Raw genomic sequence first — 15,162 nt, 5'->3', positions numbered from 1 at the left:
TTGCATTCGGCTGTCTGCGTGCTAAGCTCGCCGCAAGTTGCAGTTTGGTTTCCCTTGCAGTACAGAGCCTGCGGAGCATGTGACCCCGCGGGCTCTCGTCGTTTTCAGACTTATGCAGTTGTTTAAACAATCGCTGGTTCTGGAGCAGGGCAACCCTTTGGCCCAAGGAGGGCTTATGGCTACCGGAACCGTGAAGTGGTTCAACGCTGAAAAGGGCTTTGGCTTCATTGCCCAGGAAGGCGGCGGCCCGGACGTCTTCGTCCACTACTCCGCGATCAACGCGAACGGCTTCCGCTCCCTTGAGGAGAACCAGGCCGTTTCCTTCGACGTGACGCAGGGTCCGAAGGGCCCGCAGGCGGAGAACGTCACCCCGATGTAATCGGACGCCCCATGTGAGTGGGGCGTGTGATTCCTCCGGTGACTTGATCCGGACATGGATGCAGTACCCAAGGAGCCCTGCTCCTCCGCGGTTGCGGGGGAAGCGGGGCTCCTGCCTTTTTCTGGCCCCTGGGCCTTGGGGGGTGCCCCTGGCCTGGGCGGGGGCTGGTCCCTCTCCCTGGGCGGGGGCTGGTCTCTGGCCCCGGGCGGGGGGCGGGTCCCTGGATGGAGGCCTGGGCACTCGGCACTGGGCTGGAGGCCACGGGATCTGGGGCATGGGCGGGGCCCGGATCCCTGGACCTCGGGCCTAGACGGGAGCCCCAGCCCCTGGAGCATGGGCGGGGGCGCGGACCTCGGCGCCTTGGGCGGGAGCCCCGAGCCCTCACCCCTGAGCGAAGACCCGGATTCCTGAGCCTTGGGCAAGGAGTCTGAACCCTTGAGCCATGGACGACAGCACTGGCCCCCGGCCCTGAGCGCCAGCCCCGCTCTCTGGGCCTTGTGCGAGAACCCCGGGCCCTCGGCCCTGAACTCGATCCCAGACCCTGCGCTTCGGGCAGGAGCCCGGCCCCCCTGGGCCTTGGGATGGCGGCCCGCCTTCTGCTCCATGGGTGGGAGGCCCGCCTTCTGCTCCATGGGTGGGAGGCCCGCCTTCTGCTCCATGGGTGGGAGGCCCGCCTTCTGCTCCTTGGGGGGAGGTCCGAGTCCCCGCCCCTGCGCGAACGCCCGGAGCCGTGGGCCCTGGGCCGGAGCCCGGGCTCCCGCCCAAGTCCCGGAGGTCGAGGCCCCCGGGCGACGGGCCTTAACCGATTGCCTCTCTCGCTCGGGTCGCCTTCTCCGGGTCCCAGTTCTTCGTCGGGACCGAGGTCAGGAGTAGGTGCGTGTAGGGGTGTTGGGGGGACGTCAGGACCCTTGATGTGGGGCCCTGTTCCACCACCTCGCCCTGGCGCATCACCAGGACCTCCTCCGTGACGTGTTGCACCACCGCCAAGTCGTGGCTGACGAAGACCAGGGCCACGCCCGTTTCGGCGCGGATCTCGGTCAGCAGGCGCAGGATCTGGGCCTGGATCGAGACGTCCAGTGCCGCTACCGCCTCGTCCAGGACCAGGACCTTGGGGTCCACGGCCAGTGAGCGCGCGATGGCCAGACGTTGGCGCTGGCCGCCGGAGAGTTCCCTCGGGCGGGCGCCCGCCTCTCTCGTGCCGAGGCCCACCTGGTCGAGGAGTGTCTCGGCGTGGCTGTCCTCGCGGCCGTGCAGGCGCAGGGCCGTCCGTACGCACTGGGCGGCCGTGAGCCTCGGGTCCAGGGAGATGTACGGGTCCTGGAAGACCATCTGGATCTCGCGGGCCCTGGCCAGACGGGCGGTTCTGCCCCGCGGCGTACGGGGTGCGCGCGGGCGGCCCTCGATGTGGATCCCGCCCTCGTCCGGGCGGATCAGGCCCACGAGCATCCTCGCCACCGTCGTCTTGCCCGAGCCGGACTCCCCCACGATGCCCAGGGATCCTCCCCGGGGGACGGTGAAGGTGACGTCCCGCGCGGCCGTGTGGCGCGCCCCTCCGGGGAGGGGGTACGTCTTGGTGAGCCCCTCCGTCTTGAGCAGGTCTGTCGTCATCCGTGGCTCGCCTCCTTGGTGGGCGTGCTCCGCGACGTAAGGGCCACGGCGCACTCCGCCGTCCCGCCGTCGTCGAGTTCCGTGCGCCGCGGGGTCCACGTCTCGCAGGCCGCCTCCGCCTCCCCGCACCGGCTCACGAACGGGCAGCCGGTGAACGTGTCCGAGAGGGACGGCGGGCGGCCGGGGATCGGGGTGAGGGGGTGGGATTCGCCCAGGGTCGGGGAGCAGGACAGGAGGCCCCGGGTGTAGGGGTGGGCCGGCGTGGTGAACAGGGCGTCGGCCGAGCGGGATTCGACCACTCGGCCCGCGTACATCACGTACACGCGGTCGCAGTACGCCGCCGCCAGGTGCAGGTCGTGGGTGATGAGGAGCAGGCCGAGGTCGCGGTCGGCGCGCAGGGTGCGCAGGAGCGCGAGGATCTCCGCCTGGGTCGTCACGTCGAGCGCGCTGGTCGCCTCGTCGGCGAGGAGCAGGCGGGGTTCGGCGGCCAGCGCGCCCGCGATGACGACGCGTTGCAGCATGCCGCCGGAGAGTTCGTGGGGGCGCTGGCGCAGGCGGCGTTCGGGGGACGAGAGGCCGACCGCCTCCAGGAGTTCGGCCGCGCGGGCCCGCGTCGCGCCGCGCTCGGTGAGGAAGTCGCCGATGCGGCGCACCGGGTTGAGGGCGGCGCGCGGGTCCTGGTGGACCATGGCGACAGGACCGGACCGGTGGGCGCGCAGGCGTTCGCCGGTGAGGGCGAGTACGTCGGTGCCCGCGAAGCCGACCGTGCCGGTGGCCTCGGCACCGGCGGGCAGCAGGCCGATCGCGGCCTTCGCCGTGGTCGACTTGCCGGAGCCCGACTCGCCGACCAGGCCCACGACTTCGCCGGGCGCGACGTGCAGGGAGACCGAGTCGAGGACGGGGCGCGCGGCGCCGGGGATACGGACGGTGAGGTCCTGGATGTCGAGCAGTGTCATGGTCACTGCCTCCCTAGCCGGTCGGCGGCCCAGACCCCGACCACGTTGAAGGACACGACGACGAGGGCGATGGCCGTGCCGGGCACCATCGCGGGCAGCAGGGCGCCCTGGACGACGGCGGCCTGGCCCTCCTGCACCATCAAGCCCCAGTCGGAGGACGGGGGTTGGGCTCCGAAGCCCAGGTAGGAGAGCGTGGCCAGGGACATCAGGGCCTCGCCGAACAACACCACCAGGTAGCCGAGGACCGCGCGGGCCAGGTTCGGTACGACGTGGGCGGCGCAGATGCGGGCGCCGCCCATGCCGAGGACGCGGTAGGCGTCGACGTAGGGCTTGCGGGCCTCCGAAAGGGCAAGCGAGCGCGTGTACTTGGCGATGGTCGGGGTGAAGGCGAGGCCGAGCGCGAGGACGGACGTCGTCATGCCCGCGCCGAAGACGGCGATGATCAGGACGGTGAAGAGGAGGCCCGGGAAGGCGTACATCACGTCGGTGAGCCGGGAGACGAGGGCGTCGACCCAGCCGCCGCGCCAGGCCGCGAGGACACCGAGCGTGACGCCGAGCGCGGCGGCGACCGCGAGCAGCAGGACCGGCGCGAGCAGGCTGGTGCGGGCCCCGTACAGGGCGCGCGACAGCAGGTCCTGGCCGGAGGAGTCGGTGCCGAGGAGGTGGTCGCCGCCGGTGCCGACCAGAGAGGCGGACAGGTCGATGGCGTCGGGGGCGTACGGCGCGAGCAGCGGTGCGCAGACGGCGGCGACGACCACGAGGACGAGGAAGGTTCCGGCGACGAGGACGCCGAGGGGGCGTCGGCGGCGTACGGCGAGGGGGGCGAGGGCGACGGCGGGCGCGGTCATGACGCGGCTCCCTTCACGCGGGGGTCGAGGAGCGGATGGACGACGTCGACCAGCGTCGTGACCACGATGTAGCCGGTGACCATGAGGAGCAGGACGGCCTGGGCGACGGGGAAGTCGTGGGTGTTGATGGCGCCGACGAGCAGCGAGCCGATGCCGCTGATGCCGAAGGCCGTCTCGACGACGACGGTGCCGGCGAGCATGCCCGCGGTGACCAGACCGCACATGGTGACGATCGGGCCGAGGGCGTTGCGCAGCACGTGGCGGCGGATGATGTCGCGCTCGGGGACGCCGGAGGCGCGGGCCACCTCGACGTGGTCGGAGGCCGCCGCGTCGGCCATGGCCTGGCGGGTGACGCGGCTGATGATCGCGAGGGCGCCGAGCGCCAACGACAGGGCGGGCAGGGTCAGATGGTGCAGGGTGCCGGTGAATCCCTCGCCGCCGCCGGTGACGGGGAACCAGCCGAGCTGGACGCCGAAGAGCGAGACGAGCGCGATGGCGGCGACGAAGGACGGCACGGAGGCGGCGAGCGTCGTGCCGCCCACCACCGCGGAGTCGACCCAGGTGGACCGCTTGACGGCGGCGAGGACGCCCGCGCCGACGCCGAGGACGACGAACAGGACCGTGGCGTACGCGACGAGTTGGAGCGTGGTCGGGAAGCGGGCGGCGACCAGGTCGGACACCTGGTCGCTGTACTTGAAGGAGCGGCCGAGGTCGAGGTGGACACAGTCCCACAGCCAGCGCCCGTACTGGACGACGAGGGGTTCGTCCAGGTGGTACTGGGCGCGGACGGTGGCGAGCCGCTCGGGGGTCAGCTTGTCGCGGCCGCCCGCGAGGAAGACGGCGGGGTCGCCGGGCGCCGCGTAGACGGCGGCGAAGATGACGAACGAAGCGGCGAAGAGCGTGGCGAGCAGGCCCGCGACGCGCCGCAGGAGACGGGGAAGCAGGGAGGCCACGGCGGTCACCTAGCCCTTCTTCAGGCCGAGTTCGGCGGCCCACGGGTAGTAGAGGTAGGACTGGGAGGCCGGCGGGCCCGTCATGCGGTCGTCGATGACGAGGGCGGAGGGCACCTGGGCGAGCGGGATCCAGACGGCCGCGTCGGAGAAGCGGCGCTGCACGTCGAGGGCGAGTGCGGCGCGGGCCTTGTCGTCGAGGGTGCCGAGCGCGCGGTGGACGAGCGCGTCGTACGTCTTGTCCTTGAAGCCGACCCAGTTGTTGGAGGAGTCGGAGAGGCCGTTGTCGTAGAAGCCCATGGGGTCGGCCTTGGAGATGTACCAGTCGCCGACCAGGACGTCGATGTCGGCGCGGGCCCCCGGATCGCTGTAGAACTCCTCGAACTGGGCGGTGGGGACGGTCTTGATCTGGCCCTTCAGGCCGATGCGCTGGAGGGCGGCGCGTACGGCGTTGGCGACGACGGTGCGGCCCTGGCTGCTGTCGGTGCCGATGACGACCGGGTCCGTCGGGGCGCCCGCGGACTTCACCAGGCGTTTGGCCTCGGCGAGGTCGTCGGCGGTGGGCGAGGCGGGCGCGACGTCGTCCAACTCGCGCTGTGCGGCGGCGAACCGCTCCTTCTCGTAGCCCCAGGCGCCGGAGCCGACGGGGGTGGCCCAGGGCTGGACGAGCCCGCCGAAGCCGGACCGGGCGATGCCCGTGCGGTCGATGGCGAGGGACAGGGCGCGGCGGATCCGCGCGTCCTTGAGGCCGCCGCGCGCGGTGGGGATGAGGACGAGGGAGGCCGTGGAGGGTCCGTAGTGCTGGTCGAGGCCCTTGGCGCCGCGCAGCGCGGACGCGGTGTTGGGCGATTCGGCGTAGGCGCCGTCGGCCGCGCCGGTCTTGAGCGCGTTGACCAGGGCGCTGTCGGAGGCCCAGCGGAAGGTGACGCGGTCGGTGAGCGGCTTGTCGCCCCAGTACTCGTCGTACGCCTCGATGGTGAGGGAGTCGCCGGACTTCCAGTTGCCCAGGGTGTAGGGGCCCGAGCAGGCGTCGGGCTGACCAGGAGTGCCGAACTCCTTTCCCGCGGCGGTGACTTGCTTCTTGTTCCAGACGATGCCCGCGTCGCCCGCGAGCGCCTTGGTGAACAGGGCGTCGGGGGCCTTGAAGCGGATGGTGATCTCGCGGTCGCCGGTCTTCCTCATCGAGCGGACGTTGCCGAACTCGTCGGCCTGTTCCATGTCGGGGTCGGCGTGCCGCTTCAGGCTCCACAGCACGTCGTCGGCGGTGAGCTTCGAGCCGTCGTGGAAGGTGACGCCGTCGCGGACGGTCAGGACGAGGGTCCTGTCGTCGGGCGTGCGGGCCTTCTCGGCGAGGAAGGGCCTGACGGTCATGTCGGGCTGGAGCTGGTAGAGCCGCTCGCAGACGTTGGTGAGGACGACGCGGCCCGCGCTGGAGCCCTGGGTGTCGAGGTCGAGCGAGTCGGGCTCGTCCTCCAGGAGCCAATTGGCCTTGTCCTGACGGCCCTTGGCGGCCGGGGTCTCGGCGGTCAGTTTCAGCTTGGCGGCGTCGGCGGGGGCGCCGCCGGTGGCGGCCGTGTCGGCGCCGCTGCACGAGGCGGTGGCGAGCAGGGCGGTGGCGGCGAGGCCCGCGGCGACCGCGTGCCGCCCGCGCTGGGACGTTCTCATGAGGGGTCTCCGTACGGTCCTTCGTAGAGGTTCCAGGGCAGGTGCTGGTAGTCGCGGTCGCACGGAGTGCCCGCGGTGACGTGGTAGTCGCCGCTGGTCAGGTCCACGCACGAGGAGACGAGGGTGGTCCAGTGCCGGACGGGCTCCTGGCGCGGGTCGGGGTGGGTGCAGAGCGACTCGGGGTGGCCGAGGTGGTCGGACAGGGCCTGCTTGACGATCTTGCGGGACTCGTCGGGCCCGGTGGCGGCGCGCAGGGCCCGCAGCCCCTGCTCGGCGCGCGGGACGCGGACCAGGGAGTCGGACGACAGGGGGCGGTAGCCCTCGGCGAGGGCGGCGGGGATGCCCGCCTGGTAGTGGTTGCCGTGTACGAGGAGGCCGTCGGTCGGGTACATCCAGCCGTGCCCGGCGGGCGTCGTCTCCAGGTCGATGGCGAAGCCCTCGCGGCAGGTGAGCAGGGCGTTGCTGGCGATGTGGGCGCGGGTGCGGCAGAGCACGTCGAGGGCGTCGGTGATGGCGGGCTGGTCCAGGACGCTGCGGCGTACGACGGTCTGGGGCAGGCCCACCGCGTCGCTGAAGCGGCCGCCGAGGCCGTTGGCGTTGAGCGCGATCCCGGCGGAGTTGGCGCCCTGGCGGCCGATCTGGCCCGCCTCGACCTGCATGATCAGGGTGGGCTTCGGGGGCTGCACGATCCGCAGCATCACCACGGTGTCGGCGACTCCGGCGCGCCAGTCCCAGTTCTGGCCGGCCCAGACGTGGCCGTCGCCGCTGGCCTCGCCGTAGGCGGCGAAGGAGGTGCAGCCCTCGGCGGGCTCCTCGTCGGCGCCCGCGCGGTCCCCGTCGGCGGTCATCTCCGCGAACGACTTGTCGTAGATGACCTCGCCGCGGGCGTTGAGCGCGAGGATGTCGAGCAGGCCCACCCCGGCGCCGTCGGCTATCCCCCGCATCTCCTCGACGAGGTGCGGGGCGTAGGCGCGGACGGGCTCCAGCCAGCGGGCGGCCCGCGCGGTGACGCGGTCCCAGGTCAGCCCGGCGGAGTGGCCGAAGGCCTCTTCGTAGTAGCCGAGCGCGGAGTGGATCAGGGGGCGGACGGCCTCGCCGTACTGGCGGCCGCGTTCGGTGGGACCACCGGAGATCTCGATCACGGGGAGCGTGCGGGGTGCCATGGTTCTCCTAGCGACGGAGAGCCTGTAACGTCAATTACGAGAAACTCTCCTCTTGGAATGCATTGCCCAGGAGAGTAACCGTCATCACACGAGAGTCAAGAGCCGTAATGGAAATTTCAGAGGGTGTGGAACGGCTCCGCACGGCGGTGCGCGACCAGTGGGAGGCGCTGTCCGCCTCCGAGCGCGCGGTCGCCCAGTACCTGGCGAGCGCGCCGCCCGAGTCGCTGCTCTTCGCCAGCGCGCAGGAGCTCGGCACGGCGAGCGGCACGAGCAACGCCACGGTGGTGCGCGCCCTGCAACGGCTCGGCTATGCCGGACTCCCCGCCCTCAAGCGGGAACTGGCGTCGGACTTCACCTCGGCGGTCGCCCCCGAGGTGCGCCTCAAGCAGCGCATCGCGCATGTCGGCAGGGACCTCGGGGACATCTGGGGCGACGTCTTCGACGAGGCGCAGGAACGCATCGAGCACGCGCGGCGCCTCACGCCGGACGAGGCGCTGCGGGACGCGGTGGGCGTACTCGCCGACGCCGCCGAGATCCACTGCTACGGGGTGGCCGCGTCCGAACTCGCCGCGCGGCACATGGCGTTGGCACTCGGCCGGATCGGGCGCCGTGCCCGGTACGTGGGCGCGACCGGGTTCGCGCTCGCCGACCATCTGCTCGGCATCCGCCAGGGCGACGCGGTGGTGATCTTCCAGCCCGGACGGGCGCTCGCGGAGATCTCCGTCCTGGTCGACCGGGCGCGGGCGGTGGGGGCGCGGGTGGTTCTGGTGACGGATGAACTTGCCGAGTTGTACGGGGGGCGGGTGGATGCGGTGCTGACTGCGCCGCATACGCCGACAGGGATCACCACGGAGGCACTCACGGCGTTGGTCGTCGCTGACGCGGTGTTGCTGGCGCTGACGACGGTGGATGAGGCGCGCGCCGTGGACACGTCGCATCAACTGACTGCTCTGCGCGAGCAGTTGCTGGCCTCTAGGCCTCGGAAGGGGTGAGGTCCGGGCGGCTGGGGTTTCGTCTCCTCCGCGGGCCGGTGGGGGCGGGCCGCGCAGTTCCTCGCGCCCCCAAAGCCAAAGACTGCGCCGTTCCTCGCACCCCTAGAAGATTGCGCCGTTCCCCGCGCCCCCAAAAAGATTGCGCCGTTCCTCGCACCCCTAAAAGATCGCGCAGTTCCCCGCGCCCCTAGACGCCCCCTCCGCTCCCCGCGCCCCTAGAGGACCGCGCGCCGCGCCCCGCACCCTTCGGCGGGCGGCGGGCGGCGGGCGGCGGGCGGCGGGCGAGGAAGGGTGGGGGGCGGTTTGGGGGCCCGGGGAGGTGGGGGGGCGGTTTGGGGGCCCGGGGAGGCGGGGGGGCGGTTTGGGAGCCCGGGGAGGCGGGGGGGCGGTTTGGGAGCCCGGGGAGGCGGGGGGGCGGTTTGGGAGCCCGGGGAGGCGGGGGGGCGGTTTGGGGGCGCGGGGAGGTGGGGGGGGTGGTTTGGGGGCGCGGGGAGGTGGGGGGTGGTTTGGGGGCCCGGGGAGGTGGGGGGGTGGTTTGGGGGCGCGGGGAACTGCGCAGTCTTTTGGCTTTTAGGGGCGCGAGGAACTGCGCGGCCAGCCCCCACCGGCCCGCGCGAAGAGCTACACGTGCTGCATGATCAAGATGAACGTCGTGCCCCGCTCCAGCGCCTCGTAGGCGTGGGGGACATCACCCCGGTAAGACATGTAGTCCCCCGCGGCCAGCTCCACCGACTCGCCCCGCGGCCCCGCGAGCAACCGCCCCGTACTGATGACGAGGTGCTCCACGGAGCCGGGGATGTGCGGGTCCGACTCGCGGGCCGGACCCGGCTCCATCGCCCCGTGGTAGATGTCCCGACGGACCCCGGAAGGCCCGCCGGAGAGCAACGTGCCGACGTACGAGGAGTTCTCGGCCCGCATGGAGGGCCCCTCGCCCGCGCGGATCACCGTGACCGCGGGGGCCGGTGACTCCACGAGGACACTGAAGGGGACGCCGAGCGCCACCGCGAGGGCCCAGAGCGTCTCGATGCCGGGATTGCCCGTGGCGGCCTCCAGCTGGGACAGCGTGGACTTGGCGATGCCCGCGCGTTTGGCCAGCTCGGAGAGGGAGATTCCGGCCTTGGCCCGCTCGCGGCGCAACGCCGCCGCGACCCATTCGCGGGGCATGCGGGACCCGTCAGTCGTCACGTCGTTCGCTCCTGATTCTCCCCGTGGCCCTGGCCCGTTCGCTACAGGGGACCGATCGTTCGGCTTGACGAACGCGGCTCCCTCCGCCCATCCTACGACGCATGCGTTCGCCACACCGAACAGACGGCCCGACAGGACGAACGGGCGAGGGCCCCGACTCCGGTCTCGTCCGCCTCGCCCACCTGCCCCCCGGCGTCCTGCGCGACATCGCGCTGGTCTGGCTCGCCGACGCCGTCGTCGGCATCTCCTTCGGCGCCATCGCCGTCGCGGGCGGGCTGCCCGTCTGGGTCCCCGTGCTCATGTCCCTGCTCGTGTACGCGGGCTCCGCCCAGTTCAGCGCGGTCGGCATCCTCACCGCGGGCGGCGGCCCGGTGGCCGCTGCCGCGACCGGACTGCTCCTCAACTCCCGTACGGCGGCGTTCAGTCTGGCCCTCGCCGACGACCTGGGCCGCTCCTGGACCGCGCGGCTCATCGGCGCGCACCTCATCACGGACGAGACGGCCGCGTTCGTGCTCGCCCAGCGCGGCGCGAAGCAGCGCAGGGCCGCCTTCTGGATATCCGGCGTCGGTCTGTTCGCCGCGTGGAACCTCAGCGTGCTCGCGGGCGCGCTCGCCGGGACCGCGCTCGGCGACACGAACCGCTTCGGGCTCGACGCGGCGTTCCCCGCGGTGCTGCTCGCCCTGGTGCTGCCCGCGCTGCGCGCCGACAGCGCGGCCCGCAGGGCGTCGGCGGCCGGTGCGGTGATCGCGGTCGTCGCGGCACCGCTGCTGCCCGCGGGCGTGCCCGTGCTGCTCGCCCTGCTCGGACTGCTCGCCGCCCGCAGGGGGCCGCGCCGCCCCCGCCTCCCCCGTAACGCCACCTCCGGGAGTGCCTCGTGAACGCCACGCTCGCCTGTGTCCTCGTGCTCGCCGCGGGCACCTACGCCTTCCGGCTCGCCGGGCCCGTGCTGCACGGCAGGGTCGAACTCCCGGCGCGCGTGCAGGAGTTGCTGACCGTGGGCGCCACCGTGCTGCTCGTCGCGCTGCTCGCCACCGGGGCACTCACCGAGGGGCAGGGGTTCGCCGGGTGGGCCAGGCCCGCCGGGGTGCTGGTGGGCGGGGTGCTCGCCTGGCGCAGGGCCCCGTTCGCGGTGGTCGTGGTCGGCGCGGCCGCGGCTACGGCGCTGCTGCGTCTCGCCGGGGTCCAGTAGCGGGCTCCTGGCCCGCCCCGCGCGCGTACAGCTCGTCCACCACCTGTGCGTACCGCTCCGTCACGGCCTTCCTGCGTACCTTGAGGCTGGGCGTGAGCAGCCCGTCCGCCACCGTGAAGTCCTCGTCGAGTACGGCGAATTCGCGGATGCGGGCGGGGCGGGACACGGTGGCGTTGGCCGCGTCCACGGCCTCCTGGACCAGGGCCCGCACGCGCGGATCGCGGGACGGCGGCCCGGCGTCGAGGCGCACACCCGCCCGCGCGGCCCACCCGGTGACCTCCTCCTCGTCCAGCGTGATCAGCGCCACCGGATAGGGGCGCCGGTCCCCCACCATCACCGCGCGCGAGACGAACCGCGAGTTCTGCAGGGCGAGTTCGCTCAGCGACGGCGTGAGGTTCTTGCCCGCGGACGTGATGATGAGGTCCTTCTTGCGGCCGGTGATGGTGAGGAACCCGTCCGCGTCGAGCTCCCCCAGGTCACCGGTGTGCAGCCAGCCCTCGGCGTCGACGGCCTCGCGGGTCGCCACGGGGTCGTTGTGGTAGCCGGGGAAGACCATGGCGCCCCTGGCGAGCACCTCGCCGTCGTCCCCGACGCGCAGCTCGACGCCGTCCAGGGCCCGCCCGACGGTCCCGTACCGCACGGCGCCCGCGTGGTTGAGCGTGAGCACCCCGGCCGACTCCGTCATGCCGTACCCCTCGTAGACCGCGATGCCGCAGGCCCGCAGGAAGTCCAGGGTGTCGGGCGCGATCGGCGCGCCGCCGGTCAGCGCCCACCGGACGCGGCCGCCGAGCGCCTGCCTGACCAGGCCGTACAGGGCCTTGTCGGCGGCCTCGTGGGCGTCCCTCAGCTCGGGCGGCAGGACGCCGTCGGCGGCGAGGACCCCGATGCGCACCGCCTCCTCGAACCGCTCGCGGCCGCCTTCGCGCGCCTCGGCGAGGGACAGCACCACGGACCGCACCTTCTCGAAGAGCCGGGGCACGGACGGCAGATGGGTGGGCCGCGCCTCGGCCAGCTCGGCGACGACGTCCTCGATCCGCCCGCCGTAGAACGTGAGCGCCCCGCCCTCGATCAGCGTGGTGAACTCGATGAGCTGGGCGAGGAGATGGGCCAGCGGAAGGTAGAGGTACGTCGAGTCGCCGGGGCCGCCGTCGATCAGCGCCAGCGTGGCGCCCTGCACGGCGAGCAGGTTCCCGTGGGTGAGCAGACATCCCTTGGGCAGCCCCGTGGTGCCCGAGGTGTAGATGATGGTGGCCAGGTCGCCGGGCAGACGCGCCTCGGCCCGCGCCAACAGCTCCTTCTCCGGGGGGAGTTCGACGGGCTCCTCGCCCATGAGGACCACGTGCCGCAGGCCGGGGAGGCGGTCCCGCAGCCGCTCCACCTTCGCCCTCTGCGCGGCGTCCTCGCAGATCACCACCGTCGCGCCGGAGTCGGACAGGACCCAGACGGCCTCCTCGTCGCCCGCCGTCGGATAGACCGGGACGACGACGGCGCCCGCCGCGAGGACGCCGAAGTGCGCGTGGGTCCACTCCGGGCGGGTCTCGGCGAGGATCGCCACGCGGTCGTCGGGCCGTACGCCGAGCGCGAGCAGGGCACGGCCCACCCGGCGTACGGCATCGCGCAGCCCGCCGTACGAGAGCTCACCCCACACACCCTCGCCCGAGCCCGAGCCCGAGCCCGCGTCCGAGCCCGAGCGACGGAACCGCAGGGCGGGCAGCTCGCCGTGACGGTCAGCCGCCCACTCGGTCAACAGGGCCAGGGTCCCGGGCAGTTCGGACGGTGTCGGCCGTGCGGGCGGGTCCTTCCGCGTCTGCTGCATGCCTACGACGCTAGGGAGCGGGCCCGGCCGTCGGGATGACCGGAAACGTCAGCACCACTGACCCGCGCGCTCAGCGACGCGGTGTGTCGGGTCACACCTCCCGGCGCTAACGTCGTGCCATGGCCAGGCGGACGATCACCGTGCACCATGTGCGGGCCGTGCTGCGCGGCGCCGAGCGGCGCGGGGTGGACACCGTGCCGCTGCTGCGGGGCGCGGAGATCCCCCCGCTGCTCCTCGGCGACGACAGGGCCCGCGTCACCGCACCCCAATTCACCCGCCTGTTCCGGGAGTTGTACCGCGCCACGCAGGACGAGTTCCTCGGCCTCGGCTCCGCGGTGAGCAGGCCGGGGACGTTCGCGATGATGTGCCAGGCCTCCCTCGGCTGCCGCGATCTGGACGCCGCGGTGCGCCGGGGCGTCACCTTCTACGGCCTCTTCCCCGGCGGCCCCGACCTCGTCCTGGAACGCCGCGCCGACGAGGCCGTCTTCGGCGTCCGCAACGACCTCGAACAGGACTACTTCCTCGCGGAGTGCCTGGTCATCATCTGGCACCGGCTGTGCAGCTGGCTGATCGGCCGCCGCATCCCGCTGCGCTGGGCCGAGTTCGGGCATCCGCCGCCCCCGCACAAGGACGAGTACGAGCTGCTCTTCGGCTGCCCCGTGCGGTTCGGCGCCGGACGGACCGGCGCCGGGTTCGACCCGCACTGGCTGGACGCGCCGCTGATCAGGGACGAGGCGGCGCTCGACGAGATGCTGCGCCGCGCGCCCTTCGAACTCCTCACCCGGCGCGAGTACGGCACGACGGTCGCCGAGCAGGTCGGCCGGCTGCTCGCCCGCGCCCTGCGCTCCTCGCCCCGCCTCCCCTCGCTCGGCGAGATCGCGGGGCGCCTGGCCGTGAGCCCCGCGACGCTGCGCCGCCGCCTGGCCCAGGAGGCCACGTCGTACCAGCGGCTGAAGGACGCGGTGCGGCGCGACGCGGCCATCGCGGGCCTGGTGGAGGGCAATGAGCCGATCGCGGTGCTCGCGGCGCGGCTCGGCTTCTCCGAGGACACGGCCTTCCACCGGGCGTTCCGCCGGTGGACGGGCACGACACCGGGGGCGTACCGGACCGAGCGGCCGCCTCCGGGGGCGGCCGCCGAGGACCCGCTTCCCCCTTACGGTTCCTCGCCCGGGGGCGGGGAGTCGGGGCGGGGCGGGATGCCGTCCGGTGGCGGCGGCGCGTCCGCCTGAGCCCGCCCGCCCGGCCGGTCCGAGGGCGGCAGCGCGTCGACCGGGTCCACGGGTTCCGCCGGGTCCGCCGCTTCGGCCCTTGCCGACGCGTCCTCGACCACCGTGCCGTTGACCACCGGCGGCCCGCCGCCGGGCACGGCCGCGCCGCCGTTCACCGCCAGCTCGTCCTCCAGCCTGCCGAGCCGCCTGCTGACCCTGCCGAGCGCGATCAGGACGGTGATCAGGGACGCGGACGTCCCCTCGATGCGCCGCGTGTACCGCACGGCGTCCTCGTACGAGGCGTGCGCCTGCTCCAGGAGGTCCTGCGCCTCGTAGGCGTCGCCGATGTCCTTGAGGACGGTGGCGTACCAGCCGGGGTCGCCGTCGCCGTCGATCAGGACGAGCGCCGCGCGGTAGGTGGCGATGCCGTCGTCGTAGGCGCCCGCCACGCCGAGGTTGCCCAACTCCTCATAGGTGAGGCCCACGTTGTGCAGGACGGCGGCCTGCCGCTCGGCGTCCCCGATCTTCGGCGCCTCGGCGAGCAGCCGCTCCAGGACGTCGCGCGCCTCGGTGTGTTCGCCGATCGAGACCAGGGTGTTGGCGAGCGCGGTCATGGTGGTGGCGAGATCGCTCGGGTTGTCGGCGCGCTGTTTGTACGCGACGGCCTGCCGGAAGTGCTCGACGGCCTCCTTGAGGTCGCGGGCGTCGCGGTAGGTGTCCGCGATGTCGTGCAGGATGACGCCGTAGACGCCCGGCGACTCCTCGGGGTCGGTCAGGTCGCGCGCCTCGTGGAAACAGGCGAGCGCCTGTTCGAACCTGGCGGGCCGCGGCTGGGTGGTCTCTTCCGGCATGAGGGTTCTCCGTTCGGCGTCGGGTGTCGGTGTCCTGCGACCGCCGTCCGGCCGCGGTGCGGCCCGGCCGGCCGGTCCCTGTCCACGAGGAGCTGTTCGAGGGCGGCGAGCCCGCCACCGTGGTCACCCGACTCCTGCCGCCAGTGCTGTCATGGCGTCGTCGAGCACCGCCACCACCCCCACTCGTTCCAGAGTCCGCGGCTCTCCCTGTGTGAACGTAGCGCCGGGCCGCCCGCCTGGATACCTGCGTGCCGGGGTCAACGAAGGTGAGCGTCCCGGTCAGCCCGTTACTTACTCATGAGTCACTACGTTCTTCGACGGAACAGCACGGATCAGCACGGATCAGCACCGC

Annotated in this window: 14 protein-coding genes; 5 read left to right on the top strand and 9 right to left on the bottom strand. The window is 72.9% G+C overall.

Annotation, left to right across the window (positions count from 1 at the left end; genetic code table 11):
• The first annotated feature begins 175 nt into the window (after positions 1–175).
• Positions 176–379, top strand: coding sequence for a cold-shock protein (locus ACIO9J_RS37640; RefSeq protein WP_006138897.1), 204 nt, complete (start codon positions 176–178; stop codon positions 377–379).
• Between the two features lie 798 nt (positions 380–1,177).
• On the opposite strand, the gene ACIO9J_RS37635 is transcribed toward ACIO9J_RS37640, so the two are convergent.
• From ACIO9J_RS37635 to ACIO9J_RS37610, 6 genes are read right to left on the bottom strand one after another with little or no spacing between them, the layout of a single operon-like run.
• On the bottom strand, positions 1,178–1,987 hold the full coding sequence (locus ACIO9J_RS37635; RefSeq protein WP_402009507.1) for an ABC transporter ATP-binding protein: 810 nt from the start codon (positions 1,985–1,987) through the stop codon (positions 1,178–1,180).
• A complete protein-coding gene (locus tag ACIO9J_RS37630) occupies positions 1,984–2,943 on the bottom strand; it encodes an ABC transporter ATP-binding protein (protein WP_402009505.1) in 960 nt (319 codons plus the stop codon). Before ACIO9J_RS37630 ends, ACIO9J_RS37635 begins: the two co-directional genes overlap by 4 nt.
• Positions 2,944–2,945: 2 nt before the next feature.
• A complete protein-coding gene (locus ACIO9J_RS37625) occupies positions 2,946–3,791 on the bottom strand; it encodes an ABC transporter permease (protein ID WP_402009503.1) in 846 nt (281 codons plus the stop codon).
• Positions 3,788–4,735, bottom strand: a complete 948-nt coding sequence (locus ACIO9J_RS37620) for an ABC transporter permease (protein ID WP_402009766.1) — start codon at positions 4,733–4,735, stop codon at positions 3,788–3,790. The genes ACIO9J_RS37625 and ACIO9J_RS37620 overlap by 4 nt, the downstream gene beginning before the upstream one ends.
• 18 nt (positions 4,736–4,753) lie before the next feature.
• Positions 4,754–6,406, bottom strand: a complete 1,653-nt coding sequence (locus ACIO9J_RS37615; protein ID WP_402009502.1) for an ABC transporter substrate-binding protein — start codon at positions 6,404–6,406, stop codon at positions 4,754–4,756.
• Complete coding sequence (locus tag ACIO9J_RS37610; RefSeq protein ID WP_402009500.1) at positions 6,403–7,569, bottom strand: C45 family autoproteolytic acyltransferase/hydolase; 1,167 nt, start codon at positions 7,567–7,569, stop codon at positions 6,403–6,405. Before ACIO9J_RS37610 ends, ACIO9J_RS37615 begins: the two co-directional genes overlap by 4 nt.
• A gap of 107 nt (positions 7,570–7,676) precedes the next feature.
• Here ACIO9J_RS37610 and ACIO9J_RS37605 point away from each other — a divergent pair, with 107 nt between their 5' ends.
• Positions 7,677–8,561: a MurR/RpiR family transcriptional regulator gene (locus tag ACIO9J_RS37605; RefSeq protein WP_402009498.1), complete on the top strand. Its 885-nt coding sequence runs from the start codon at positions 7,677–7,679 to the stop codon at positions 8,559–8,561.
• A 621-nt stretch (positions 8,562–9,182) separates the two neighbouring features.
• Here ACIO9J_RS37605 and ACIO9J_RS37600 read toward each other — a convergent pair.
• Entirely contained in the window at positions 9,183–9,725 is a 543-nt protein-coding gene (locus tag ACIO9J_RS37600; protein ID WP_402009765.1) for a helix-turn-helix domain-containing protein, read from the bottom strand.
• A gap of 122 nt (positions 9,726–9,847) precedes the next feature.
• Here ACIO9J_RS37600 and ACIO9J_RS37595 point away from each other — a divergent pair, with 122 nt between their 5' ends.
• Entirely contained in the window at positions 9,848–10,624 is a 777-nt protein-coding gene (locus tag ACIO9J_RS37595; RefSeq protein ID WP_402009497.1) for an AzlC family ABC transporter permease, read from the top strand.
• A complete protein-coding gene (locus ACIO9J_RS37590; RefSeq protein ID WP_402009495.1) occupies positions 10,621–10,935 on the top strand; it encodes an AzlD domain-containing protein in 315 nt (104 codons plus the stop codon). The genes ACIO9J_RS37595 and ACIO9J_RS37590 overlap by 4 nt, the downstream gene beginning before the upstream one ends.
• Here the strand turns inward: ACIO9J_RS37590 and ACIO9J_RS37585 are convergent.
• Positions 10,901–12,751 carry an AMP-dependent synthetase/ligase gene (locus ACIO9J_RS37585; RefSeq protein WP_402009493.1) on the bottom strand — a complete coding sequence of 617 codons (1,851 nt, stop codon included), beginning with the start codon at positions 12,749–12,751 and terminating at the stop codon, positions 10,901–10,903. The two genes, ACIO9J_RS37590 and ACIO9J_RS37585, sit on opposite strands and share 35 nt — an antisense overlap.
• Positions 12,752–12,870: 119 nt before the next feature.
• Here ACIO9J_RS37585 and ACIO9J_RS37580 point away from each other — a divergent pair, with 119 nt between their 5' ends.
• Positions 12,871–13,980, top strand: coding sequence for an AraC family transcriptional regulator (locus ACIO9J_RS37580; protein ID WP_402009492.1), 1,110 nt, complete (start codon positions 12,871–12,873; stop codon positions 13,978–13,980).
• On the opposite strand, the gene ACIO9J_RS37575 is transcribed toward ACIO9J_RS37580, so the two are convergent.
• Entirely contained in the window at positions 13,905–14,810 is a 906-nt protein-coding gene (locus ACIO9J_RS37575) for a tetratricopeptide repeat protein (protein WP_402009490.1), read from the bottom strand. The genes ACIO9J_RS37580 and ACIO9J_RS37575 overlap by 76 nt on opposite strands.
• Positions 14,811–15,162 lie beyond the last annotated feature (352 nt).

The organism is Streptomyces sp. NPDC087300, assembly GCF_044744425.1.
Classification (GTDB): Bacteria; Actinomycetota; Actinomycetes; order Streptomycetales; family Streptomycetaceae; genus Streptomyces.
This window is presented reverse-complemented; position numbering and strand designations above follow the sequence as displayed.